Genomic DNA, 23,351 nt, shown 5'->3' with positions numbered 1-23,351 from the left:
AGCAACCGTCGCAACGAGGTTCGCAGTTGAAGTCGACTTCAAGTCAATGGTTGCGTGTGAGACGCGGGATGCGCTTGTCTTGCAGGGTGGACTCGATGCCGATAGGTGCGGCCGCCGAACTGTTGGGCGTAGCGACGTCGACGCTGCGCTGGTGGGAGAAAGCGGGGTTGATCTCGCCGGAAGATCGCCGGGGCGGCCGGCGGTACTACAACCGAGCCGAGGTACGCCGACTGGCGATAATCCAGTACCTGCGGGAAACCGGGCTGATGAGCCTCGACGATATCGCCGCGGTGCTGGCCGGTCGCAGCGCCGACCAGGACTGGCACGACGTAGTGCGCACCCGGATCGAATCGTTCAGCACACAAATCGAACGGCTCACCGCGGCCAGGGCGTATCTCGAGCACACATTGCATTGCCACCGCGACAATCCCGCGACCGAGTGCCCGTATATGGCCGAGTACATCGATGCCCGGCTGGCGCGCGGGCACGCGGAAAACCATTGACCAGCCGCTGCCGAAGTCGCCGCCGTGGATGTCAGCAGCTCACCGCCACCGAATATCGTGTCGACCTGCCCCGCGATCCACCCCGGCCGCCTGACCGCGGAACACGAGGTGGGGCGGAGCCGAACGAGACAGGTCAGGCCCGGTTGAAACCGAGCCTGACCTGATGTTTCTGTGGAGCTAAGGGGACTCGAACCCCTGACCCCCACATAGAGCGTCATGAGCCCATCGGCCCGGACAGGATCGGTGTGGGGAACCCAACCCCAACGATCAGCCCGGCGCGGCGACCACCGTGATCGGGTAGGCAAGTTGTCGAATTCGCGAATCATGCTGGGCTGCAACGGATTTTCGATGCCTGATCGCAACTTTCTGCGGAGGCCGAACCGCGCGGCGCCTCTCCGCGGGTTACCCCGCAGCAGCAGGTACTCGACCCCCGCTGATCGTTGATCAGAACGTCAAATCCCCCGACGGACGACAGGAAAGCGGCCCGGTTCACCGCGCCGAGATGGTCAGGAGCACGGAAAGAGCACTGACCAGCACAAAGGGGGTAACCCGCCGCCGGTGCCGCCTTCAGTTCTCGAACAATCGCCTCTCGGCAAAGCCTGACACCGATGCCACCTCGACGACGAAAGCGCGGGGTTACCGGTGGGCGCCGGATGGTCAGCGGGCGGACGCCGTGATGACGACACTCGAGCGTGCGCAATGGCACCCGGCCGAAGCCGCCCGGCGCCCAAGTCACCCGCGAGATCGCCGAGCGGGATACCCCGGCACCGAACAGCAGGTTCAACGCTGTCTGCGTCGTTACCGCACCACGACCGGCCACATGCCGGTCCCCGCGCCGCGACCGCCGTCGGTCCGCGACATGACCCGATGGATCATGACCGATTCGACCAACCTCACGGCCGACGACACCACCAGCATGCACCGGCTCGGTAAACGCAGCAAAGTCCTGAGCCGGTTGGCGAACCATGTCGAGGACTTTGCGGTCTGCGCCTGAGACCGCAGAAAAATAGCGTGCCAGGCCGTCAACAACAAGCGCGACCGACCGGTCTGTTGCTTGACAGGTGCAGAGAAAGCCTGCGCTACGCACCGACCGGAAGTTCGTGGTTGAACCAGGTGGAATACTAATTGTTGCTGTCCAGGGCGTTCGGGACGACCTAGAGTGCGCGGTCGAGAATCAAGCGGGCTAGGGCGTCGCGGTCCTCGAGCATCGCGATATGCCCCACTCCGCGAAGGTATTCCAGCTTGGCGCCCGGCACCGCCTCATACTGATGCGCCGATGCCGGGTCCCAACGAGGGTCGGAATCCCCGAAGATCACGAGGAGGGGCTTTCCGGCGTCGATGAGGCGCTGGGGCACGGTCCGCTCGGCGATATAGTCGCCGTTGGCGGCGAGGATCGCGCGGAAAGCTCGATAGGACGTCCTTCGCAAGTCGGCCAAAGCCCCGTCGGGCACCGTGATCGGAGCCGCCGCTGTCGCTGCCAGTCCGCGCCGGATCATCGAGTCGGTACGGATCGCCCACACGAGCCGACCGAAGGGCGGCGAGGCGAGTACCCGGATGATCGCCGGCTCGGGGAGAAGCGCTGCGTGACTCGGCCCCGTGCTGAGCAGGACCAGCTCGCCGACCAGGTCTGGACGACGCTCCACGAGGGCGGTAGCGACGTACCCTCCGCTGGAGTGGCCGACCACCTTCAGATTTCGGACGCCGAGCTCGTCCAACACCGTCGCAGTCCGATCCGCCTGCTGCGGAACGGCGTACGTCGACGCCGGCGTGGACTGGCCGCATCCCGGAAGGTCGATCGTGATCACCCGATACTTCGTGGCGAGCGACGGCACCACTGGCGCCCACATCGAACCGGTTGCGCCCGAGCCGTGGATGAGTAACAAGGGCGGTGCCGCCGGGTTCCCGTCGATGACGACGTGCAATCCGCGGACTGTCGTGTCATCGCGTGTCTGGATGGGACTCGATTCGCTCATACCGACAGCTTCGTCGCCGGCTCGTCACGCCGTATTGGACGAATGTCACGTTATCCCGCTCCGGCTAACCTGGGGTGCATGACCGCAACGGGCGGATTGGACTGGAGTCGGGTCGACGTCGCCGTCCCGGTCCGACTACCGACTCCGGGAGTCCGGATGGCGGGTTTCCGGTACCACGACGTTGGTCCCGTTGACATCACGATGATCCCGCATCCCTTGGTTACGCTCCTGCTCGATCTCAGCGAGCACGGAGTCGTCTACGACGTTCTCGGGCGCCCGGTCACGGGGAACGCGATCGTCGGCCTCCATGCCGGCGCCTTACGCATCACCAGCGCAGGGGTCGGCGACGTCCTGCAGATCCGCGTGTCCCCCGTCATCGCCGCAGCGATTCTCCGAGACACCGAGGTCATCGGCGGCGCCGTGACACCGCTGCCGGAACTGTGGGGCAGCTGCGCTGCCATCTTGACCGAGCGACTCCGCTCGACGCCGTCGTGGGACGACCGGTTCGCAATCGCAGCCGCGTTCCTCCGAAGCCGGGTACCTCGCGGATTCGGTGTAGCACCCGAGATCGCGTACGCCTGGGACCAGATCGTCCGCACCAAAGGCCTGCTCCGCATCGAGACCCTTGCCGCAGAGACCGGCTGGACCCGTCAGCGACTCTGGTCTCGCTTCCGGACCCATACCGGGGTCTCGCCCAAGCATGCATCCGAACTCGTCCGCTTCGACCATGCCGCCCATCTCCTAGCGACAGGGCGCTTGCCTGCGGATGCCGCCGTCGAGGCCGGCTACGCCGACCAATCCCATCTTCACCGTCGAACCAAGGCGATTACCGATATGACCCCCACCGTCGTCGCGAGGGCACCGTGGCTCGCGATCGACGAAGTCGCCTGGCCGACAACCTGATCCCCGCAGCCGAACGAAAATCGACGGCCTATCCGACGGGCACATGAGGACCGGGGTGAGCACACTCGTCCCGCGAGGTCAGCATGCGGTCCCGTCAGATCTGCTGGGGTCGCGCCCCGTTGCGAGGCTGCTTCGTTCAGACTGCGCTTCGTGCTGACAACGCCCCAAGTGCACGTATGGCCTCCGCGGTCTCCCGCTGGGCTTCCGCCTGCGCGAGGGCAGCATGTGCCTGCGCCTGAGCGATCACGTTCCGCCGCTCCGCTCCGCTGACCGCCTCCCCGGCGGTGAGGCCACTGAGCAGCGCCTCGGCGCGCTGCTTGTGAGTGGTGTAGTCATCCATCGGGCGATTCTCGCACCCTGCCCCCTCGTGGGCGATCCACCCCCGCACGCTCATCGGAGTACCACCTCGAGCCGACGGCAGCGGTCCCCGGGACTGCGGCGTCGAGTCAAGCCCTTCGTCGACAGCGACAGTCCCGCGCGGCGCAGAGATAGTTCTCGGGGCGAGCGCACGCCGGAGTGACCAACATCTGTGAGATGGCGGCGGGGCTGCCGACAGAAATCCCGGCTGATGAGAGCGCGTTTGGGCGCGGTTTCGCCCGTTTCGAGTCGTGTTCCCAGTTACGCTGGCTTAATGGGGGCCAGCGAATTACCAAGCGCCACAAGTGCGACGGGCCTCAGGCAACCTCGTGCAGGGGACGAGACCGTAAAGGTCATGATCACCGTCAAAACCTACCCGAACCCGAGCGACACATACGGCGAGACCGTCTGCGTGGCGGGCGTCAGGCTCGATCGGGAGCGTCCCGAGTGGATCCGTCTCTACCCGGTGAAGTTCCGCAACGAGGACTTCGACAAACAGTTCAAAAAGTACGAGGTCCTGCGCCTCAACGGCACATACAGACAACCCAACGACAACCGCCCTGAGTCGTTCGCCCGCGCCAGGACGAGCTGGAACACATAGAGCTGCTGGACACGAGCAGCAATTGGCAGCGGCGCAGGATGAACCTCGACGGTCTCATCGGCGCCGCTACCATGTGCCGGCTCCTCGCACAAAACCCTATCGGCGGCATGGGCGCCCCGTCACCGTCGCTCGGACTCGTCAAACCGACCGACGTCGAGGTCAGGGTCGTCGCCGGAGAACCCTGGTCCGCAGCGGAGCGGGCGAAGATCGACAAGTCGTCGGCTCCGGACCTGTTCGGCACCTCGCTCAGACCGCTGGAACCCGCACCATTCGCTGTGCGATACAAGTACCGCTGCGAATCGTCGAAATGCCGCGGCCACGACCAGAAAGTGCTCGACTGGGAGGCAGGCCAAGCCAGCCGACGCTGGCTGAAGTCCCACGGTGCCCTCCGAGCGCACGAGATGCTCCTCCAGAAGTGGCGCGACACAATGCTCTCACCTGACCGCGATGTCCACTTCTACGTCGGCAACCAGAACCAGCACCGCCGATCCTTCTCCGTCCTCGGCGTCTGGTACTCCAAGACCGAACTCGCCTTGTTCTAGACGTGTACCACCGCCGCGTTGGGGCGGGCTTCGAGCAGTCGATGCACCACCATGTCACGATGGCACTCGGCATGGTCGTGCTCAAAGCACAGCAACGCCACCACACCACCATCGAGAAGCTCGGACACGTGCGCAAGAGCGTCAGTCGCAGCGGCACTATCGAGTAAGTCGTGATACCGGGCGCGGGATTCTGGCTCACCGGCGCGGAAACCATCCCGATTGCTCTTCGGATTGCCGAGTGCACGGTGGTGGACGTAACCGATGCCCACCGCAGCAAGAGCCTCGGCGAGCTTCGTCTTCGACAACCCAGGTTTGCGGCTCAGCGGAGTCAGGCGTACATCGACGAGCACTTGGACGTCTTGTTCAACGAGCTGGGCGACGAGATCGTCGATGGTTTTCCCCTCATAGCCGATACTGACGAGGGTTCCTTCGGCGGCGTCGTAATCGGCGGCAGTTTCAGAGGCTCCCATAGGTTCCTATGGTGCACCAGCCACTGCGATGTAGCGCGATGGACCCAAAATCGCGCGCCCGAATCACGACCACCGACCTGCCACAATGACTCCCGGTCCCGGCCTACACCCGGATCAGGTCCCACCGTTCCGCTGGTAGCACAACGGCAGAGCCATCATCAACAAAATTGCAGGGCCAAACCGGGGGGTAAATGGGGGCCAGGTCCAATAGAAAAAGGTCAGGCCCGGTCATTGACCGGGCCTGACCTGCTATTTCTGTGGAGCTAAGGGGACTCGAACCCCTGACCCCCACACTGCCAGTGTGGTGCGCTACCAGCTGCGCCATAGCCCCTGGTTGGTTGCGCTCCGGGTGTCCCCGCCGCGCTTGAATGAAGTTACACCAACCGTGTGTCGCCGACCAAATCGCCTCGATTCGGGGGTGACAAGACGGAGTGGAAGAGCCTACTATCGAACATGTGTTCGAGTGAAGTCGGTAGCGCGGGGTGAGGGGCGAGAGCCGGTGGACGCTCGGGACGGGCGGAGCAGATGGGGTTGCTGGTTTGCCCGTTCCGGGTGTCCGGCGGTCACGTGGAGTGAGCCAGCGTGCGGAAGTGAGACCTCTCGAGGTGCGGTCTAGGGACAGGGGGCCGGATCGCGCTGTCGAGTGCGCGGGCCGGGTAGCGGCAGGTGGAGCCGCTGCCCGGCCCCAAGCCAACTGAAAACTCGGCGAGCGGCGATCTCGGGGGCTGGGGATGTCGGGTCGCGCCGTCGAGTGGGCCGGGGCGTCGATTTGGTGGAGTCGGCGTTCCGGCCCTTCCGTTCACCGAGCGCCCCGATCTTGTGGTGCGACCGGAGGCGAATCCCACCGGACCCGTGAGCTTTTGAAACCCCGAACAGCACTGCTCACTTGGTGAGCGAGACCACCCAGTTCTCGTCGTTGGTGTCGATCTTCGTCGCCCCGTCGAACACGGCGGGCGTGGCTGCCGAGCCGCCCAGGGCCTCGCCGAGCGCCGCCGTCTGCGCCATGGCGCTGCTGCGGGCGGAGTCGACCTTGGCTCCGGTCGCGATGCACTGCCGGACCGATTCGGCGGCCCCGGCGTCGCCCGCGATCGCGGCGAGTTCCTCGTTGCTCAGGTCGGCGCCGCCTTCGCTGGGGCGCTTGGTGGTGAACAGCTCGGTGTGGAACTTCGAGTAGACCGGACCTGAACCCGCTTCGGCAACACACTGGTTCGCGGCGACGGCGCGGGTCGAATAGTCCTTGCTGCGGGAGCGCGCGTCGAGGAAGTTCACCAGGCGATAACGCACCGCCAGCGCGCCCTCATCGATCTTCTGCGCGATCTCCTGGCCGTAGATGCGCTCCAAGCTGCCGCAGCCAGGGCACAGCGGGTCCTCGAAGACATCGATGGTCTTCTTCGCGTCCGGGCGGCCGAGCAGAATCGAGCCGTTCTGCTCGAGCACCGAGTGCGCCGTCTCGTTGCGCGCCGACCCGTAGCCGTCGTTCCGGACAGCCGCGTCGTCCCGCCCCCAGCGGATCGCCGCGATGACGATCAACACGATCAACACGAGAGCGACCGCACCGAGCGCATAGGTGGTCGCACTGGACATCGGCCGGGGCGTGTACTTCGAACGCGATTCGCTCACATTCACACTTTGCCGCACCCAACCACCATCCCCACCGCCGGGCCACCGATCCGACCCACGCCCACGCACAGCGAGCGCACCTACACAGCAGGGTTCCGACACCGGCCGAGCAGTCGGGGTCCGGTCCTCAGTATCTCCGCGCGTCCGCCGGGCAACGCACGGAGACAGCAGCCGCGACCACCCGCGCCGACTTCGCACCACCCCGGCAACAGTGGATTCAGCCCCTCCTGACCGGCGCTCACCGCCGCGACAGTCTTCGCCGCCTATCAGTTGCGTCTAGGCTCGAACTGCGCCAGGTCCACCGAGCACCATCGGCACCCATCCGCGCCGACTTCGCACCCGCCCGGCAACAGTGGATTCAGCCCCTCCGGGCACGGCGCTCACCGCCGCGACAGTCTTCCGCCGCCTGCCAGCCGCGTCTGAGCGCAGGCCGTGGCAAGTTCGCCGAACGAATCGGCGACTGTCCGGCGTGGACTCGGGAGACACATCCCCGCCGTCCAACGCCTGTCCCGTCCAGCCGCGACCGATCGGGTGCGATCTGTGTCCTCGTCACCGCCTGCGGCGGACACGCCGCTCCGGCCGACGACGTTTGCCGTGAGACATCGGGCGCCCCGGCGGATTTTCCACGTCCGAGTCGACGACCGCGGTCCCCGGCGCAGGCGTCACCGGCCGGGAATCCGCTGAGATACCTGAGCGATCGCCGCGCACGGCCGGGGCACGACGTACCAGCCCGTCGAACTCCGCCGGCGCCCCGGCGCCCTCCGGCACCGATTCGGGACGGCCGACGTGGGTAGGCGAATCTTCCACGCCGTCTCCACGCGGAGCCGCCCCGGAGGAGGCCACCACCGGCACTGCGCTGTCGGCTACCGGCGCACCGGACACGTCACTCAGCGCGCGATCGATCCCGGCCGCTTGCCGTTCGGTGTCGTCCGCTCCGCCGGATCGATCGGAGGCAATCTCCGATCGAACGGCCCTCCCCCGCCGCAACGGCTCGGGCACGACGGCCCAGACGAGCGCGGCGACGGCGAGCAGCGCGCCGGTCACTGTGAGGGCCAGACCGTAGGACACCTGCTGGGCCAGGGCGCCCACGGCGACCGGCCCGATGACGGTGCCGAGGTCGGCGGCCATCTGGAAGCCGGCCAGCACCGGCCCGCCGCGCGCCTTGGGTCCGATGACGTCGGCGACGGCGGCCTGCAGAGCGGGCGTGAACAGGCCGGAGCCCAGCCCGGCCAGGAACGAGGTGGCGAGCAGCCAGGGCAGGTCGCTCGCCAGGCCGAGCCCCGCCGTTCCCGCCGCGCACACCAGCGAGCCGACGATGACGAACGGTTTGCGTCCCCATCGGTCGGACAGTCGCCCGGAGGCGAACAGCACCGCGACGTTGCCCGCGGCGAAGACCGTCAACGCGACACCGGCCATCCCCGGCGCTTGGTGCAACACCTCGACGACGAGCAACGGCACCAACGCCATCCGGACGCCGAACACGGCGGCGCCGTTGGCGAAGTTCGACAGCAGCACCGCCCGGTACTCCGGCCGTGCCCAACCCTCCCGGAAGGACATCATGCGCACCCCACCGGCCGGCTCCGGCGCGGCCAGTTCCGAATGCCGCAGGCTCAGGTGCACCACCACGCTGACCAGGAACAGCGCCACGGCGTAGATCACGAACGGCCAGCGCAGCCCGAGCCCGGACAACCCGCCACCGACCAGCGGCCCGCTCACCGAACCGACCAGGAAGCTGGTCGACCACAGCCCGGAGACCCGGCCGCGCTGTTCGGGCGGCGACATCCGGATGACCAGCGCCAGCGACGACACGGTGAACATCGTCGAGCCGATGCCGCCGAGCGACCGCAACACCATGAGCTGCCAGTAACTCTGGGCCAGCGCGCTGGCGCCGGTGGACGCCGCGACGATCAGCAGCCCGCCGAGATAGACCGACCGCTCCCCCAGCCGCTGCACCAACCGCCCGCTCACCGGCGCGAACAGCAACCTCATCAGGGCGAACGCGGAGACGATGGCGGATGCGGCCGCGACGCCGACGCCGAACCCGCGCGCGAACTGCGGCAGCACCGGGGCGACCAAGCCGAACCCGATGGCGATGACGAAAGCGCCCCCGACCAGCACCCAGATCTCGGTGGGCAGGGGCTTGGTTCTACCGGTCACCGGTCAGCGCCTGTCCCACCAATTCCTCCGCGGCCGTCTGCACCTCGGCGAGGTGCTCGGGGCCGTGGAACGACTCCGCGTAGATCTTGTACTTGTCCTCGGTACCGGAGGGGCGAGCGACGAACCACGCGTTCTCGGTGGTCACCTTGAGGCCGCCCAGCGGCGCGCCGTTGCCCCGCGCCCTGGTGAGCACGGCGGTGACCGGTTCCCCGGCGATCTCCTTCGTGGTGATCATGTCCGGAGTCAACTTCGCGAGCAGCTCTTTCTGTTCCGCGGTGGCGGGCGCGTCGATCCGCGCGTAGGCGGGACTGCCGTAGCGGCGCTCGAGCTCGACGTAGCGCGCCGACGGGCTCTGGCCGGTGACCGCGGCGATCTCGCCCGCGAGCAGCGCGAGCAGGATGCCGTCCTTGTCGGTGGTCCAGACCGTGCCGTCCATCCGCAGGAACGACGCGCCCGCGCTCTCCTCGCCGCCGAAGGCCAGGCTGCCGCTGAACAATCCGGGCACGAAGAACTTGAATCCGACCGGCACCTCGTGCACGTCGCGGCCGAGCACGGAGACCACCCGGTCGATCATGGACGAGGTCACGGCGGTCTTGCCGATCTTGGTCAGCGCGTCCCAGCCCATCCGGTTGGCGACCAGGTATTCGATGGCCACCGCCAGGAAGTGGTTCGGGTTCATCAACCCGCCGTCGGGTGTGACGATGCCGTGCCGGTCGGCGTCGGCGTCGTTGCCGGTGGAGATGTCGTAGTCGTCCTTGATCGCGACCAGCCCGGCCATCGCGTAGCGGGAGGACGGGTCCATCCGGATCTTGCCGTCGCTGTCGAGCGTCATGAACCGCCAAGTGGGATCCACGAACGGATTGACCACCTCGAGTTCGAGGTCGTAGCGCTGGCCGATCTCCTCCCAGTAGTCGACGCTGGCGCCGCCCATCGGGTCGGCGCCGAGCCGGATGCCCGCGCCGCGGATCGCGTCCAGGTTCAGCACGTTGGGCAGGTCCTCGATGTAGTGGTCGAGGTAGTCGTACCGTTCCACACCGGTGGCCAGCGCGCGCTCCAGCGTGGTGCGCTTGACGCCGGTGAGCCCGTCACGCAGCAGCTCGTTCGCGCGGGCGGCGATGGCGTCGGTGGCCGTGTTGTCGGCCGGGCCGCCGTGCGGCGGGTTGTATTTGAATCCGCCGTCGCACGGCGGATTGTGCGAGGGGGTGACCACGATGCCGTCGGCCTGGTGCTTGGCGCCGCCCCGATTGTGGCGCAGCACAGCGTGACTGAGTGCGGGCGTGGGGGTGTAGCGGTCGCGCGCGTCGATCACCGCGGTGACGTCGTTGGCGGCGAGCACCTCGAGCGCGGTGGTCCAGGCGGGCTCGGACAGGGCGTGCGTGTCCCTGGCGAGATAGACCGGCCCGGTGATGCCCCGGGTGGCGCGATACTCCACGATCGATTGGGTGATCGCCAGGATGTGCGCTTCGTTGAAGGCACCGTCCAGGCTGGAGCCGCGATGTCCCGACGTGCCGAACGCCACTCGCTGAGCCGGATCCCGCGCATCCGGTACCCGGCTGTAGTACGCCGTCACCAGATGGGCGATGTCTTCCAGATCGGTGGGACGTGCGGGACGCCCGGCTCGATCGTGGGCCATGCTCGGGTCTCCCTTCCGTATCGGCTGCGCCCGGCTCGTCATCAGGATCATGTCCACGACCACCCGGTCACCGCCGACCCCACGGCCACGTCGTCCATCTCGGCCACCAGCCGGAACGTCTCGCAGCCGTACATGCTGAACGTGGTCGGCACGGTGCGGAAGCCCGCTTCCGCGGCGGCGAGCGGCCGAGCACCCGCCGACGCGCCGCTCAGATCGCCGAGCCGCGCCGGACCGACAATGGTAACGGCCGCCCCGTGCGGCGGCATCGGCGAGGCGAAAACGGCTGGTGCCGTACGGTCCGTGGAAGATCGGCGGGCATCGGGCTTTCCGCGCGGTCTTCTCATCGCTCACCTTCCTGCCACTGGTCCACCGGCGACAGAGTGACGTTGACCGAGGTGAACAGTTCGGCATTCCCTTCGACGAAGGCGCGCAGGCGTTCCGGCTCGTCGACCAGTATCAGCAGCAACGGAAGGTGGTCGGCGACATCCAGAATGCGAGTGGTGTGCACGTGCGAGGACGCGCCGTAACCCTCGATGCCGCGCCACACGCTGGCGCCCGCCAAGCCGGTATCCCTGGCCCGGCGCACGATCTCGTGATACAGGGGCGCGTGCCGCCACTTGTCGTCCTCGTCGAGCAGCACGGTGAGCCGCGCCGCGGGGCGCCATCGTCCCGCCGTGGCGGTGCCCGCTTGCGAACCACTCATTGCCTGCCCCCTTCCGTGTGCCGTTCCCGTCGATCGCCGAGCCGAACCAGGTATCCACCGTGCCATGCCCGCGCCGGGCTCCGCCGCCCCGGGCTACGCCGACCGCCACTCCCCGAGGCGGACGGGCGCGGGAGTGCCGCGCCCGGTCCGAGGAGTCTACGAACCTCGCGGACGGGGTGGAGAGGGTGGTGCGACCGCCGGGTACGCCGATGCCGAGAAGGGTGCGCAGCAGTCTCTTGGCTACCCACGCCGAAGCGGCCGGAATCATCGGGATTCCGAGTGCCGGGCATCCCATGACAGGTACCGCGTCGGCCGGACAGGGAACCGCTCACCTCTGCACGAGACCGGATCGAGCACAATGCCGATGGCGTTCAGCGAAGCCCACCACCGCTACTTACCTCGTATTTTGCACCAATAGTGGTGATTCGGGAGCGCTTTGCCGCGCATGGCGGACGGGTACCGCGTGTCATGCACGACGCCGATCGGACTTCGATTCGCACCGCTTCCTACCACGGAAAGGTTCGCCTCCACACGGAATCGGCCTCTCCCAGCGGCTGACCGGCAATCACAATGCCACGGTTTCGATCGACCCGCGAGGCAGACATCACGACGGCCGCCGGCCCCGCGACGGAGTCGCGGGAGCGGCGGCCGCTGTGCAGTGCACCGGATCGGCAGGGGCGCACTCGGATCAGTGCGCGAGCACCGGCTCTCCCTCGGCGGGCACCGGCGCCGTGCTCGGCATGAGCACCGCGGTGAGGATGCCGCCCGCCACGAAGATCGCCGTGGCCCACCAGAAGCTGGTGGTGTAGCTCTCGATCGCGGACTGGGCGATGGTGAGCGGGTCCGGGGTGCGAGTGGACAGGTAATCGGTGGCCGCGGACGCCGCGATGGTGCTCAGCAGCGCCGTGCCGATCGATCCGCCGACCTGCTGGCTGGTATTGATCATGGCCGAGGCCACGCCGGCGTCCTCGTGCTGCACGCCCGAGGTGGCGCCCTGGAAGGCGGTCGACATCGCTCCGCCGAGGCCGAGACCCAGCAGGATCAGGGCGGGCAGGATGTGGGTGACGTAGCCGGTGTCCAAGCCGATCCGGGTCAGCCAGGCCATGCCCGCCGCCGCGATCAGGAAGCCGCCGCTGACCACGATCTTCGGGCCGAGCTTCGGCAGCAGCAACGACGGCGCGGTAGTCGAGGAGACCACCATGGCGGCGACCATCGGCAGGAACGCCACGCCGGTCATGATCGGCGAGTAGCGCAGGGTCAGCTGCATGTAGTAGGTGAGGAAAAGGAAGATCGCGAACATCCCGATGCCCATGACGAAAACCGTCAGGTAGGAGGTGCCGCGCATCCGGTCGAGCACGATCCGCATCGGCAGCAGCGGGTGCGCGACCCGGGTCTCCAGCCAGGCGAACACCGCGATCAGCGCCGCGCCGCCGAGCAGGAAGGCGAGGGTGACGCCGTTGGTCCAGCCGTCCGATTCCGCGTGCGAGAACCCGTAGACGATGCCGAACAGGCCCGCGGTGACCACCACCGTGCCGGGGATGTCGAGCTTGGGTCGCTCGGTGGCGGCATGCTTAGCCAGCAGCAGCACCGCACCCACCAGGGCGACGGCGGCGAAGGCCAGGTTCACGAACATCACCCAGCGCCACGAGGCCCACTCGGTGAGCGCGCCGCCCAGCAGCAGGCCGATCGCGCCGCCGGTGCCCGCGACGGCGCCGAAGATGCCGAACGCCTTCGCCCGCTCGGACGGTTCGGTGAAGGTGACGGTCAGCAGCGAGAGCGCGGCGGGCGCCAGCAGCGCGCCGAAGACGCCTTGCCCGACCCGGGCCGCGACGAGCATCTCGAAGCTGGTGGCCGCGCCACCGATGGCGGAGGCCACCGCGAAGCCGACCAGGCCGACGATGAAGGTGTTGCGCCTGCCGAACAGGTCGCTGAGGCGTCCACCGAGCAGCAGCAGGCTGCCGAACGCCAGTGCGTAGCCGGTCACCACCCAGGAGCGGTCGCCGTCGCTGAAGCCGAGGTCCTGCTGCGCGGCGGGCAGCGCGATGTTCACCACGGTCGCGTCGAGCACGACCATGAGCTGGGCGACGCCGAGGACGGCGAGCACCCACCAGCGCAGGGCGTGCGAGCCGCGCCGCCCACTTCCCGTCTGCTCGGGGGCGGGGGCCCCACGGTCGATGGCGGTAGTCATGTGTCCCCTTTGTCTCGAGCTTTGATCCGGAGGTATATCCTCCGTTTGTCTGAAGAAGTTACCACCATAACGGAGACAACGCCTCCGGTTAATCCCCGAGCTTGATAGAATGAGGGTGTGAATCACGCCACGGTCGCCTCCCCTCCCCGGCGCCTGCGGGCCGATGCCGCGCGTAACCAGCAGCGGATCATCGCCGCGGCACGGGAACTGTTCGCCGATCACGGACTCGAGATCACCCTCGACGACGTGGCCGAGCGCGCTGGCGTGGGCGTCGGCACGGTGTACCGCCGCTTCGCGAACAAGAAGGAACTGATCGTCGAGGTCTTCGATCAGAACCTGAACGATTTCGCCGACGCGGCCGACGCCGCCCACCGGCACCCCGACCCCTGGTTCGGACTCGTCGAGTTCTTCGAGTACGCCTGTCGGCACTTGGCCACCAACCGCGGGTTCAGCGAAGTCATGCTCGAACTCGAAGACGACGAAACCGACCGATTCACGGTCGTGCGCGATCGCATCAAGCCCACCGTGACCGCCATCTGCGCGCGTGCGCGCGACGCAGGCGTCCTCGCCGACGGCATCGAGCCCTCGGACTTCTTCGCGCTGGTGCACATGGTCGACGCCCTCGCCGAGTTCGCCAAGCCGGTCAATCCCGACGTGTGGCAACGCTATATGGCCATCATGCTGAACGGCGTCCGCGGCGACGGCACACCGCGCCAGCATCTCGTCGTCCCCCCGCTCACCGACGACGAGGTGGAGCAGGCCAAGCAGCAGCTGACCTGCGGGTGGCGCAAGCGGTAGCGAAATCGCACCGTAAGTAGCGCGTGTCACGCCCGCTCCCGTAAAGTTGGTCACATGACCAATTCGTGGGTGAACTGGGCGGGCGATCAACGGTGCGCGCCCGCGCTCATCGCCACGCCGCGCTCCGTCGACGAGGTGGCCGGCCTGCTCGCCGAAGCCGAAGCCGAAGGTCGCAGCGTGCGCGTCGCGGGCACCGGCCATTCGTTCACCGACGCCGTCCTGACCGACGGCACGCTGCTGAGCCTGGCGGCAATGAACCGGGTGCTCGACGTCGACCGAGCCGAGGGCCTGGTCCGGGTGGAGGCGGGCATCAGCCTGAACGCGGCCAGCACCGCCCTGCACGAGCACGGCCTCGCCTTCCCGAACCTGGGCGACATCGACGTGCAGACCGTCGCGGGCGCCATCGCCACCGCCACCCACGGCACCGGCGCGACCTTGCAGAACCTCTCCGCCGCAGCGCATTCGGTGGAACTGATGCTCGCCGACGGAAGCCTGGTCGAACTGAACGAGCACACCGATCCCGACGGCTGGCGGGCGGCGCGGGTCGGCATCGGCGCGCTCGGCGTCGTCACCGCCGTGACGCTGCGCGTGGTGCCGTCCTTCGTGCTGGAGGGCATCGAGCGACCGATCCCGGTGGAAGAGGTCCTGGCCGACCTGGATTCGTTCGTCGACGGCAACGATCATTTCGAGTTCTACATGTTCGCGCACAGCCCGCTGGCCATGACCAAGCGCAACAATCGCGTCACCCTGCCCGAGCAGCCGCGCCCCAAGGCGGTGGACTGGTTCGCCGACATCCTGATGTCCAACTACGTGTTCGACGCGCTGTGCCGAGTGAGCCGCAGGCAGCCGCGCCTGGTCCCCTTCATCCAGCGCAGCGCCGCCTACGCGGGCAGCTACCGGCGCCAGGTCGACCGCTCCTACCGGGTGTTCGCGTCGCCGCGCCTGATCCGCTTCACCGAGATGGAGTACGCCATCCCGCGCGAGCACTCCGTCGACGCGATTCGCGAGATCAAGGAGCTGAGCACTCGATTCCACACCCCGATGCCCATCGAGGTGCGGTGGGTCGCGCCCGACGACGCGTTCCTGTCCCCGGCGGGCGGTCGCGACACCTGCTACATCGCGGTGCACCAGTACCGTGGCATGGATTTCGAGCCGTACTTCCGCGCCTGCGAAGCGGTGTTCGACCGCTATCAGGGCCGCCCGCACTGGGGCAAACGTCACTTCCAGACCGCCGCGACCCTGCGGAGCCGCTATCCCGAGTGGGATCGGTTCGCCGAGGTGCGACGTCGCTTCGACCCGAAGGGGCGTTTCGCCAACCCCTACCTCGAAAGGGTGCTCGGCCCGGCCGGCTGAGCCCTGGGCTCAGGCGGCGAGGATTTCGGCGACCAGGCGAGGCACGGCCGTGCCGATGGGCTCGCGGATGATTTCGGTGGCCATGGCGTCGTACGGCGTCGGCTCGGCGTTCACGATGACCAGATCGGCGCCGGCGCGCACCGCGATCGAGCACATCGAGGCGGCGGGCTCGACCTGCAACGACGTGCCGATGGCCAGGAAGATGTCGCTCGTCTCGGCGGTGAGCGCGGCCTTGGTCATGGTGCGCCGGTCCATCTGCTGTCCGAACATCACGGTGGCGGCTTTGAGGATGCCACCGCAGCCGGGACACGGCGGGTCGGGTTCGCCCGCGGCCACCCGCTCCAGGGTCGCGGACATCGAGGTCTGGTAGTCGCATTCGATGCAGACGACCTCGAACATGTTGCCGTGGATCTCGATCACCCGATCCGGCGACGACCCCGCCCGCTGATGCAGGCGATCGATGTTCTGGGTGATGATGGTGACCGCCCGCCCGGCGCGCTCCAGGTCGGCGAGGGCCTTGTGGGCGGCGTTGGGCACCGCCTGCCACGCCGGATTGTCCCGCCGCGCGAGCCAGGAGCGTTCCCGCAGGCCCGCGTCGGCCACATAATTCTGATAGGTCGACAGCAGTTCGGCGATCGGATCCTTGGTCCACACACCACGCGGCCCGCGGAAATCGGGGATGCCGGAATCGGTGGAGATGCCCGCGCCCGTGAGCACCCCGATCCGGCCGGTACGACTGCGCCACTCGGTCGTCATATCCGCACAGCCTAGGGGCACCGGCGCGATGGCCGATCACCGATAGACGATGAGAGATTTGTAGGGTTATCATCTCATTGTATTGAGTTCGGCCGATCAAGGGAGATCACGATGACCGTGTCCGTCGCACGCGAATCCACCGGCGCGCGCACGCTGCCGCCTCGCCGCCCGATCGAACCGGGCACGCAGATGTGGGAACAGACCGGCCTGGTCACCTTCTCCCTCACGGCGGGCTCGGCCTTCCTGCTGCAGACCATGGAGCCGACCATCTCCGCCGTGGTGGACGAGTACTCCACCTTCCGCACCGATCCGATGGGCCGCGCCATGCGCAGCCTGGCATCGGTGATGATGTGGGTCTACGGCGGCGAGGAGGCGCTCGCCGAAGCCGACCGGCTGCGCGAGTTGCACGCGTCGCTGAACACCACCGACGCCAACGGCGTGCGGCACACCGCGCTGTCCAGCGCTCCGTGGGCCTGGGTGCTGCACACCGGGACGTTCGCCTTCACCGAGAGCGCCAAGTACTTCGCCAAGCGCCCGCTCACCGCGGCGGACAAGGAGGCGTATTTCCAGGAGACGCTGCAGCTGCTGCGCAACTTCTCGGTGGCGCCCAAGGAGATCCCCGCGAACTACACCGAGTTCGAGAAGTTCTTCGACGACACCGTCGCCAACCACCTGGTCGCCACCGACACCGCGCGCGACTACCTGCGGGTGATCCGCTCCGTCGCTCCGCCGAAGCAACTGCCGCGCGCGCTGCATCCCGTCTGGAAGGCGGCGGTGGCGCCGATCGGCCGGCTGCAGTACTTCGTGACGGTCGGCACCACGCCCGAGGTCGCGCGGCAGAAGCTCGGGCTGACCTGGACTGCGGCGGACGAACGCAAACTGCGCGTGCTCGGCTGGCTGATCGCGCGACTGGTCCCGCTGCTGCCGGAGCGGTTGCGCTACTTCCCGATCGCCTACGAAGCGCGCCGCCTCGAACGCGACCGGCAGCGGCTGCGCAAGATGATCGACCTGCGTCCGATCTGATCCCGCCCGGGAATCCGTTCCCCCGGCCCACCGGATCCACCTTCGCCGACGCGTACCCGTACCCCGGTCGACCCACGTCGACCGGGGTACCGGTGTTTGCAGGCCCGACACTCCGGCGCTACCGTCCAGTCCGCTCCGGCGCTCCGGCGTCCGAGGACGCCGCGGAAGCTGTGCGGTAACGGATTCGGGCCGCTGACCTGCGGGCGCCGCACCCGCGCGCACGCTCGAGCACCGCGCGCCGTAACGATTCACGGCGCGCTGGTATACGTATCTCGTACGCTGCGAAAGCGTTTCGCTAACAACAGCCGGACGGCCGGTCCGGTGGCCAGCACACTATGCTCCACCTTGCACATCGAAAGGCGTTCCCATGTCCCACAAGCCCAGTGTGCTGTTCGTCTGCGAGCACAACGCGGGCCGCTCGCAAATGGCTGCCGGGTTCCTCACCGCCCTCGCGGGTGAACGGTTCGACGTACGGTCGGCGGGCAGCGCGCCGGCCGAGACCCTGAACACCACGGTGGTGGACGCCATGGCCGAAATCGGCATCGACATCTCCGGCCATACCCCCAAGCCGCTCACCATGGACGCGATCGGCATCTCCGACGTGGTGGTCACCATGGGCGCGGGCGACGCCTGCCCGTTCTTCCCCGGCATCAGCTACCGCGACTGGATGCTGCCCGATCCCGCGGACCAGACCATCGACGTGGTCCGCACCATCCGCGACCGCATCCGCATCCTGGTCGAGAACCTGATCGCCGAACTGGTGCCCGCGCCCGCGCGCTAGGCGCTTGTCCGATTCGTTCAAGACGGTCCACCACGCCCCTGCCTACGCTACCGGTATGACACCACAATTCGACGTCGTCGGCATCGTCGTCAGCGATATGGCCGCCGCGGTGGCCTTCTACCGCCGCCTCGGACTGAACTTTCCGGAAGGGGCGGAACAGGAAGGACACGCCGAGGCCGCCCTGCCCAACGGCATGCGGCTCACGCTGGACACCGAAGCGGTCATCCGGTCGTTCCACGCCGATTGGACGCCCCCGACCGGTGGGGGCCGGATCGGGCTCGCCTTCCGCTGCGCCGATCCCGCGGAGGTCGACACCCTCTACGCCGAACTGGTGGACGCCGGATACCATGGCGAGCTGAAGCCGTGGGACGCGTTCTGGGGGCAGCGCTACGCGGCGGTGCAGGACCCGGACGGCAACGGCGTCGACCTGTACGCCGCTCTTCCGTCCACGAGCGAGTAGCGGCACCGCGCCATCGACGGTCGGCGCGCTAGGGCCGGGCGAGCAACTCGCCCAGTGGGATTCCCGCCAGCGCGCGCACCTCACGGGAGAGGTGTGCCTGGTCGGCGAAACCGGCCCGCAACGCGGTGTCGGCGAGCGGTACGCCGCGGCGTGCCGTGGCCAGCGCGCGTTGCAGGCGCAGCACCCGCGCCAGGGTTTTCGGGCCGTAGCCGAAGGCGTCCAGACAGCGGCGGCGCAAGGTGCGCTCATTCAGCCCGGCCGCGTCGGCTACCGCCGCCACCGGCCATCCGGCGTCCAGCGCGCCGACCACCTTCCGCAGGAGCGGGTCGGCCGGTTCGGTCTCGGCCGCGCGCCACCGCACGATGTGTTCCAGCACGGCCGCCTGATCGTCGGTGGCCGCGATTCGATCGACCAGCGGCCGGACCACCGCCGAGGGCCACACCTGGGCCAGATCGATCCGCAGGTTGCGCAACTCGCGCGCGGGGACGCCGAGTAAGGCGGGCGCCGTACCGGGAAAGAACCGGATGCCGACATACCGATCACCGGACGACCCACCGGGCTGGTGGGCTCGGGTGTCCGGCCCCGCGACGATCAATCGGCCGTTCATCCAGATCAGATCCATGCAGCCGTCGGGAAGAACCGGCGGTAGCGGGCGCCGGCCGTCGACGGTCTTGGTCCACAACACGGCGCCCTCGTACCGCGACGGCCGCTCGCGGTAGACGGCGGCATCGTCCATGACGCCGACGCTACTCCCGGCGTCCGACGGTACTGCGAGCGCAGCGCTCGGTGCGCGCGAGCAGTTCCATGCTGATCCCGGCCACCGGCGGCCACATCTGGCTGCGCAACCAGCTGACCCGCCTCATGGTGTTGCAGACACTGGCGTCCCGGGTCTACCGGCCGGTCGCGGTGCGCGCCGCCTGAGCCGGGCGCCGGACCGCGGGGTCAGCGCTGCGGTGCGGCGATCGGGACGATCGCACGCGGCACCACACGCAGGTACGGATCTCGCTGGGCCGCGGCGATTTTCGATTCCGGGTCGCGGCAGCCGACGGTGACATCGGTGTTCGGCACGGAGGAGAACGTCCACACCGTCACCCATTCCGTCCCCCCGAACGCGTCGGTCTTCTTGGCGTCCGACGAACGCAGATCTTCATTCCGACCGGAACTATCGGTCACCGTGCAGCGAATGCCGTCGGCGGCCGGGCCCCACGCGGCGGGCGCCCGGATATCGAGGACGACATCGGCGGGTACCGGCACCTTTTTCGCTTCACCCAGCAAAATGCGAATACCGCCGTCGGCCACCTCCTCGTCGCGCGCTCCCGTCGTCGTCGCCGGAGCGCTCGGGGCGGCAGCGGCACTCGTCGAGGTCGCCGCCTCGCTCGCCGAGGTGTCGTCGGAACACCCGGCCACGGCGGCGGCGACCAGCGCGATAGTCGCCATCCAGCTCAGTCTCACAGTCGAAACCTCTCGTCGCGCCCACTCCTCAGGCGGTTGGTTCGGATCAGCCAGGCACTGAGCATGGCAACGGGAGACAGGAAAATCTCGGATACACGCCGATCGACTGGCAATTGGACCGCAATTCCAGGAAACAGTCCCACAGAGAAAGCAGGAAGGTTGAATTGCCGACCTTCTCAAGTGGTTCTCGATGGTGCACAGCAATCATGGTGTAGCCGAAGGATTCTTCCTGCGGCGCGGGTGCCGCGCTTCGGGGGTCCGGCCGCCATCGCACCGGTCGCCCACCGCGAGCGGAGCCTCGAGGCCGCTGACCACGCCCGTGACGTTCGCGTCGACCGATCTCGCGCTGCCCGACGGCGTCGCCGACGTTACTGCGCTCGCCCGCACGACGGGCATGGCGGACGGCTCGCACCGCGCACCGCGGCGGCCGTCACCGCGGAACTGTTCGTTCGGCGAAGGAATAAAACAAGATTCATCCGATGTTTGCCCCGTGGGTCACCCTCGTCCGTGGCAGGTCTCGATTCGTGCCGCCCACCGGGTGGTTCGAAAAGGCGTTTCCCCTCGACCGGTGGTGCCGCATAGTGTGTTCGGTAGGCGATCATCTGGAGGGCCACCATGGCGAGACTGTCGTGGGTAACGGAGCGCGAGGGCAGGGCGGAGCCCGGTCGTGCCTGACGGTCAGGAAACCTCCGGCTCCCGTACGCTGCGCGCCGCCTCACTCGGCGGCTACCGCGCGGCCGCCCTCACCACCACGCCGGGTACGCGCGCTGTGCTGGTCAGCGTGGCGCTGCTGATCGCGGTGACCTCGACCTACGAAGCCGACCTGACCGCGCACGAGGGCGCCGCCCACGGCTGGTTGGTGGGGCTCGCACTGTCCGGGGTGTTCGTCGCGCGCGGGCTGCATCTGCGCAGGCCGATCACGCTTCCGCATGCCACCGCCGCGGTGCTGGTGCTGGCCGTCGCGCATCTGACCTACCGCGCCGAGCATCCCGACGCCGGTTTCGTGCTGCTGGCGGCCGCCGGCTTCGTCCTGGTGCTGCCCACAGCCAGCAAACCGCAGCCCGACCAGCTGTACCGGGTGGCCGAGCTGGTCGGCCGCACCGAGGGCGATCCGCTGGCGCCGTTCGCCTTGCACTCGTCCAAGACCTACTTCTTCAACGCGTCGTCGACCGCCGCGATCGGTTACCGCGCTCGCTTCGGCATCGCCGCCGTAGCGGGCGACCCGATCGGCGATCGCGCGGCATTCCCCGAACTGGTCGCGGCGTTCTCCGACTTCGCGGTCAACCGTGGCTGGCGCGTCGCCGTCCTGGGCGCGAGCCGGGAAATGGCCGAGTTGTGGCAGGTGTGGGCACTGGAGCATCGCGGCCTGCACGCGGTGCCGATCGGCCGCGACGTGGTGCTCGACGTGGGCGAGTTCGACCTGGTCGGACGCAAGTTCCGTAATCTGCGCCAAGCCGTGAGCCGGACCAGGAATTTCGGCGTCACCACCGAGGTGGTGTACGAGTCGGCGCTGACCGAGGCGCGGCGCGAGGAGTTGCTGGCCATCGTCGACGAGTGGCGGCGGGGCAGGCAGACTCGCGGCTTCTCGATGATCCTGGACCACCTGCTCGACGGGCGGAATCCGAACATGCTGGTGGTCATCGCCAGCGACGCGGACGGCAATCCCGTCGGCTTCCAGCGCTACGGCATTTCCGGGCGCGGGCGGGAACTCAGCCTGGACGTCCCGTGGCGGCGCAAGGACGCGCCCAACGGCCTGGACGAACGCATGATCATCGATCTGGTGGACTATGCCGCGGCGCACGGCATCCATCGGATTTCGCTCGCCTTCGCCCCGTTCCCGGAACTATTCGCCGAGAAGGAGAGATCACGCACGGCCACGCTGCTCTACCTGCTGGTGCACCTCGCCGATCCGCTGATCCGGCTGGAATCGCTCTACCGCTTCCTGCGGAAGTTCCACGCGCTGTCGGATCAGCGCTATGCCTTGATCCGCTGGCGCGAAGTGGTGATCGCGGCCGCCGCTCTGCTCACCTTGGAGTTCGTGCCACACCGCCGCGAGCACTGAGCGGCGCGGCACGGTAGACGAGGAACTCGATGGAACTGACTCACAGCGACGTGAAGGCTGCCGCCGAGCGGGTGCGCGGCCTGGTCAGGCCGGTGACCGTGGCGCAGGCCGACCATACGGGCCACCTGTGGTTCGCACTGGAATTCCTGCAGCACACCGGAAGCTTCAAGGCACGCGGTGCGGTGAACTTCTTGCTCGCGCACCGGGAGAACGGCACGCTCCCGGAGGTGGGGGTGACGATCGCCTCGGGCGGTAACGCCGGTCTGGCCTGTGCGTGGGCGGCCCGCAGTCAGGGGATCCCCGCCACGGTGTTTCTGCCGGCCACCGCCCCCCGGGTGAAAGTGGACCGGCTCACCTCCTATGGCGCGGACGTCCGCCTGGTCGGGACACAGTACGCCGACGCGCTGGCGGCCAGTCGTGAATTCGCCGACGCCACCGGCGCCCTGCTCTCCCACGCTTACGACAACCCGCTCATCGCCGCGGGAGCGGGCACGCTCATGACGGAGATCCACGAGCGGATTCCAGATCTCGGTGCCGTCGTGGTCGCCGTAGGCGGCGGCGGGCTGTTCTCGGGTGTGGCCACCACGGCGGAGCACTACGGCGTCCGGACCGTCGCCGTGGAGCCCGCCCGGTGCCGCGCGCTGCATGCCGCGATCGCGGCCGGAGAGGTCGTGGACGTGGAGGTCGACTCGGTCGCCGCGGACTCGCTCGGCGCCCGGCGTGCGTCGGAGATGGCGCTGACGGCCGCACGGCAGTACGACGTGGAGTCCGTGCTGGTCGACGACGCCGCGATCGTCGCGGCGCGCGGCGCCCTGTGGGCGCGGCGGCGGATCGCCGTCGAGCACGGCGCGGCGACCGCCCTCGCGGCGATACTCGGCGACGAGCCCGCGTTCCGGCCCGATCCGGGCCAACGGGTGTGCGTGGTGCTGTGCGGAGCGAACACCGATCCGTCGGATCTGGCCAGCTGGGACGGCCGCCACGCCGACTGACGGCTCATCAGCGTATTTCCGACGAAT

Annotated in this window: 23 protein-coding genes, 1 tRNA gene and 1 pseudogene; 12 read left to right on the top strand and 13 right to left on the bottom strand. The window is 68.2% G+C overall.

Going from position 1 to position 23,351, the window contains the following annotated elements; translation table 11 throughout:
• Window positions 1-95 precede the first annotated feature (95 nt).
• Window positions 96-503: a MerR family transcriptional regulator gene (locus tag ABZ552_RS10495; protein WP_281878175.1), complete on the top strand. Its 408-nt coding sequence runs from the start codon at window positions 96-98 to the stop codon at window positions 501-503.
• A gap of 1,154 nt (window positions 504-1,657) precedes the next feature.
• On the opposite strand, the gene ABZ552_RS10490 is transcribed toward ABZ552_RS10495, so the two are convergent.
• Entirely contained in the window at window positions 1,658-2,425 is a 768-nt protein-coding gene (locus tag ABZ552_RS10490; protein WP_357436519.1) for an alpha/beta hydrolase, read from the bottom strand.
• Between the two features lie 207 nt (window positions 2,426-2,632).
• On the opposite strand from ABZ552_RS10490, the gene ABZ552_RS10485 reads away from it, so the two are divergent.
• Window positions 2,633-3,379: a helix-turn-helix domain-containing protein gene (locus tag ABZ552_RS10485; protein WP_357436517.1), complete on the top strand. Its 747-nt coding sequence runs from the start codon at window positions 2,633-2,635 to the stop codon at window positions 3,377-3,379.
• Window positions 3,380-3,515: 136 nt separating this feature from the next.
• On the opposite strand, the gene ABZ552_RS10480 is transcribed toward ABZ552_RS10485, so the two are convergent.
• Window positions 3,516-3,719 carry a hypothetical protein gene (locus ABZ552_RS10480; RefSeq protein WP_068057770.1) on the bottom strand — a complete coding sequence of 68 codons (204 nt, stop codon included), beginning with the start codon at window positions 3,717-3,719 and terminating at the stop codon, window positions 3,516-3,518.
• 372 nt (window positions 3,720-4,091) lie between these two features.
• Here ABZ552_RS10480 and ABZ552_RS10475 point away from each other — a divergent pair, with 372 nt between their 5' ends.
• Together ABZ552_RS10475 and ABZ552_RS10470 are read left to right on the top strand one after the other, a co-directional pair.
• Window positions 4,092-4,337: a hypothetical protein gene (locus ABZ552_RS10475; RefSeq protein WP_357436515.1), complete on the top strand. Its 246-nt coding sequence runs from the start codon at window positions 4,092-4,094 to the stop codon at window positions 4,335-4,337.
• Between the two features lie 38 nt (window positions 4,338-4,375).
• Entirely contained in the window at window positions 4,376-4,879 is a 504-nt protein-coding gene (locus tag ABZ552_RS10470) for a hypothetical protein (protein WP_357436513.1), read from the top strand.
• Here ABZ552_RS10470 and ABZ552_RS10465 read toward each other — a convergent pair.
• The 8 genes and pseudogenes from ABZ552_RS10465 to ABZ552_RS10430 all read right to left on the bottom strand — a co-directional run bounded on the left by ABZ552_RS10465 (window position 4,876) and on the right by ABZ552_RS10430 (window position 13,650).
• Window positions 4,876-5,349: a DUF488 domain-containing protein gene (locus ABZ552_RS10465; RefSeq protein WP_281917550.1), complete on the bottom strand. Its 474-nt coding sequence runs from the start codon at window positions 5,347-5,349 to the stop codon at window positions 4,876-4,878. The two genes, ABZ552_RS10470 and ABZ552_RS10465, sit on opposite strands and share 4 nt — an antisense overlap.
• Before the next feature lie 258 nt (window positions 5,350-5,607).
• Window positions 5,608-5,680: transfer RNA gene (locus tag ABZ552_RS10460), tRNA-Ala, on the bottom strand.
• A gap of 551 nt (window positions 5,681-6,231) precedes the next feature.
• Window positions 6,232-6,969: a thioredoxin domain-containing protein gene (locus ABZ552_RS10455; RefSeq protein ID WP_357436512.1), complete on the bottom strand. Its 738-nt coding sequence runs from the start codon at window positions 6,967-6,969 to the stop codon at window positions 6,232-6,234.
• A 972-nt stretch (window positions 6,970-7,941) separates the two neighbouring features.
• Window positions 7,942-9,126: pseudogene (locus ABZ552_RS10450) on the bottom strand (MFS transporter); the annotation flags it as partial.
• A complete protein-coding gene (gene pgm, locus ABZ552_RS10445; protein WP_357436511.1) occupies window positions 9,116-10,759 on the bottom strand; it encodes a phosphoglucomutase (alpha-D-glucose-1,6-bisphosphate-dependent) in 1,644 nt (547 codons plus the stop codon). The pseudogene ABZ552_RS10450 and the gene pgm, both read right to left, overlap by 11 nt.
• A gap of 47 nt (window positions 10,760-10,806) precedes the next feature.
• Window positions 10,807-11,025, bottom strand: coding sequence for a hypothetical protein (locus ABZ552_RS10440; RefSeq protein WP_281878158.1), 219 nt, complete (start codon window positions 11,023-11,025; stop codon window positions 10,807-10,809).
• Window positions 11,026-11,099: 74 nt separating this feature from the next.
• Window positions 11,100-11,462 (bottom strand): DUF190 domain-containing protein, encoded by a 363-nt coding sequence (locus ABZ552_RS10435; protein ID WP_281878156.1) that lies wholly within the window; start codon window positions 11,460-11,462, stop codon window positions 11,100-11,102.
• A 688-nt stretch (window positions 11,463-12,150) separates the two neighbouring features.
• On the bottom strand, window positions 12,151-13,650 hold the full coding sequence (locus ABZ552_RS10430) for an MFS transporter (protein ID WP_357436510.1): 1,500 nt from the start codon (window positions 13,648-13,650) through the stop codon (window positions 12,151-12,153).
• 117 nt (window positions 13,651-13,767) lie between these two features.
• On the opposite strand from ABZ552_RS10430, the gene ABZ552_RS10425 reads away from it, so the two are divergent.
• Complete coding sequence (locus ABZ552_RS10425) at window positions 13,768-14,448, top strand: TetR/AcrR family transcriptional regulator (protein ID WP_281878153.1); 681 nt, start codon at window positions 13,768-13,770, stop codon at window positions 14,446-14,448.
• A gap of 54 nt (window positions 14,449-14,502) precedes the next feature.
• Window positions 14,503-15,801: a D-arabinono-1,4-lactone oxidase gene (locus ABZ552_RS10420; protein ID WP_357436509.1), complete on the top strand. Its 1,299-nt coding sequence runs from the start codon at window positions 14,503-14,505 to the stop codon at window positions 15,799-15,801.
• 9 nt (window positions 15,802-15,810) lie between these two features.
• Here the strand turns inward: ABZ552_RS10420 and ABZ552_RS10415 are convergent, their stop codons facing one another.
• Entirely contained in the window at window positions 15,811-16,557 is a 747-nt protein-coding gene (locus ABZ552_RS10415; protein ID WP_357436508.1) for a Sir2 family NAD-dependent protein deacetylase, read from the bottom strand.
• 111 nt (window positions 16,558-16,668) lie between these two features.
• On the opposite strand from ABZ552_RS10415, the gene ABZ552_RS10410 reads away from it, so the two are divergent.
• The 3 genes from ABZ552_RS10410 (at window position 16,669) to ABZ552_RS10400 (ending at window position 18,821) form a co-directional block, all read left to right on the top strand.
• Window positions 16,669-17,580: an oxygenase MpaB family protein gene (locus ABZ552_RS10410; protein ID WP_357436507.1), complete on the top strand. Its 912-nt coding sequence runs from the start codon at window positions 16,669-16,671 to the stop codon at window positions 17,578-17,580.
• A 367-nt stretch (window positions 17,581-17,947) separates the two neighbouring features.
• Window positions 17,948-18,361: an arsenate reductase ArsC gene (locus ABZ552_RS10405; RefSeq protein ID WP_281878148.1), complete on the top strand. Its 414-nt coding sequence runs from the start codon at window positions 17,948-17,950 to the stop codon at window positions 18,359-18,361.
• A gap of 55 nt (window positions 18,362-18,416) precedes the next feature.
• Window positions 18,417-18,821: a VOC family protein gene (locus tag ABZ552_RS10400; RefSeq protein WP_357436505.1), complete on the top strand. Its 405-nt coding sequence runs from the start codon at window positions 18,417-18,419 to the stop codon at window positions 18,819-18,821.
• Window positions 18,822-18,849: 28 nt separating this feature from the next.
• Here ABZ552_RS10400 and ABZ552_RS10395 read toward each other — a convergent pair whose 3' ends face one another.
• The gene (locus ABZ552_RS10395; RefSeq protein ID WP_281878146.1) at window positions 18,850-19,557 is read right to left on the bottom strand and encodes a helix-turn-helix transcriptional regulator; all 708 of its coding nucleotides are present in this window, start codon (window positions 19,555-19,557) and stop codon (window positions 18,850-18,852) included.
• Between the two features lie 50 nt (window positions 19,558-19,607).
• Here ABZ552_RS10395 and ABZ552_RS10390 point away from each other — a divergent pair, with 50 nt between their 5' ends.
• Entirely contained in the window at window positions 19,608-19,742 is a 135-nt protein-coding gene (locus ABZ552_RS10390) for a hypothetical protein (RefSeq protein ID WP_281878145.1), read from the top strand.
• A gap of 21 nt (window positions 19,743-19,763) precedes the next feature.
• Here the strand turns inward: ABZ552_RS10390 and ABZ552_RS10385 are convergent, their stop codons facing one another.
• Window positions 19,764-20,258: a hypothetical protein gene (locus tag ABZ552_RS10385; RefSeq protein ID WP_281917544.1), complete on the bottom strand. Its 495-nt coding sequence runs from the start codon at window positions 20,256-20,258 to the stop codon at window positions 19,764-19,766.
• A 682-nt stretch (window positions 20,259-20,940) separates the two neighbouring features.
• Here ABZ552_RS10385 and ABZ552_RS10380 point away from each other — a divergent pair.
• Window positions 20,941-22,335, top strand: a complete 1,395-nt coding sequence (locus ABZ552_RS10380) for a phosphatidylglycerol lysyltransferase domain-containing protein (RefSeq protein WP_281878143.1) — start codon at window positions 20,941-20,943, stop codon at window positions 22,333-22,335.
• A gap of 29 nt (window positions 22,336-22,364) precedes the next feature.
• The gene (locus ABZ552_RS10375; RefSeq protein ID WP_281878142.1) at window positions 22,365-23,324 is read left to right on the top strand and encodes a threonine/serine dehydratase; all 960 of its coding nucleotides are present in this window, start codon (window positions 22,365-22,367) and stop codon (window positions 23,322-23,324) included.
• The last annotated feature ends 27 nt before the right edge of the window (window positions 23,325-23,351 follow it).

Origin of the sequence: Nocardia sp. NPDC019219 (genome assembly GCF_040632645.1) — a bacterium.
In the GTDB taxonomy this organism is placed as follows: domain Bacteria; phylum Actinomycetota; class Actinomycetes; order Mycobacteriales; family Mycobacteriaceae; genus Nocardia; species Nocardia sputorum.
Note: the sequence above shows the minus strand (reverse complement) of the source record. Positions and strands in the feature narration are given on the sequence as shown.

Excerpts from the sequence above, each read along its gene's own strand:
- ABZ552_RS10495 (WP_281878175.1), top strand. The coding sequence starts at position 96 with ATGCCGATAGGTGCGGCCGCCGAACTGTTGGGCGTAGCGACGTCGACG.
- ABZ552_RS10485 (WP_357436517.1), top strand. The coding sequence starts at position 2,633 with ATGGCGGGTTTCCGGTACCACGACGTTGGTCCCGTTGACATCACGATG.
- ABZ552_RS10480 (WP_068057770.1), bottom strand. The coding sequence starts at position 3,719 with ATGGATGACTACACCACTCACAAGCAGCGCGCCGAGGCGCTGCTCAGT.
- ABZ552_RS10475 (WP_357436515.1), top strand. The coding sequence starts at position 4,092 with ATGATCACCGTCAAAACCTACCCGAACCCGAGCGACACATACGGCGAG.
- ABZ552_RS10470 (WP_357436513.1), top strand. The coding sequence starts at position 4,376 with ATGAACCTCGACGGTCTCATCGGCGCCGCTACCATGTGCCGGCTCCTC.
- ABZ552_RS10465 (WP_281917550.1), bottom strand. The coding sequence starts at position 5,349 with ATGGGAGCCTCTGAAACTGCCGCCGATTACGACGCCGCCGAAGGAACC.
- pgm (WP_357436511.1), bottom strand. The coding sequence starts at position 10,759 with ATGGCCCACGATCGAGCCGGGCGTCCCGCACGTCCCACCGATCTGGAA.
- ABZ552_RS10440 (WP_281878158.1), bottom strand. The coding sequence starts at position 11,025 with ATGCCGCCGCACGGGGCGGCCGTTACCATTGTCGGTCCGGCGCGGCTC.
- ABZ552_RS10435 (WP_281878156.1), bottom strand. The coding sequence starts at position 11,462 with ATGAGTGGTTCGCAAGCGGGCACCGCCACGGCGGGACGATGGCGCCCC.
- ABZ552_RS10430 (WP_357436510.1), bottom strand. The coding sequence starts at position 13,650 with ATGACTACCGCCATCGACCGTGGGGCCCCCGCCCCCGAGCAGACGGGA.
- ABZ552_RS10420 (WP_357436509.1), top strand. The coding sequence starts at position 14,503 with ATGACCAATTCGTGGGTGAACTGGGCGGGCGATCAACGGTGCGCGCCC.
- ABZ552_RS10415 (WP_357436508.1), bottom strand. The coding sequence starts at position 16,557 with ATGACGACCGAGTGGCGCAGTCGTACCGGCCGGATCGGGGTGCTCACG.
- ABZ552_RS10410 (WP_357436507.1), top strand. The coding sequence starts at position 16,669 with ATGACCGTGTCCGTCGCACGCGAATCCACCGGCGCGCGCACGCTGCCG.
- ABZ552_RS10405 (WP_281878148.1), top strand. The coding sequence starts at position 17,948 with ATGTCCCACAAGCCCAGTGTGCTGTTCGTCTGCGAGCACAACGCGGGC.
- ABZ552_RS10400 (WP_357436505.1), top strand. The coding sequence starts at position 18,417 with ATGACACCACAATTCGACGTCGTCGGCATCGTCGTCAGCGATATGGCC.
- ABZ552_RS10395 (WP_281878146.1), bottom strand. The coding sequence starts at position 19,557 with ATGGACGATGCCGCCGTCTACCGCGAGCGGCCGTCGCGGTACGAGGGC.
- ABZ552_RS10385 (WP_281917544.1), bottom strand. The coding sequence starts at position 20,258 with ATGGCGACTATCGCGCTGGTCGCCGCCGCCGTGGCCGGGTGTTCCGAC.
- ABZ552_RS10375 (WP_281878142.1), top strand. The coding sequence starts at position 22,365 with ATGGAACTGACTCACAGCGACGTGAAGGCTGCCGCCGAGCGGGTGCGC.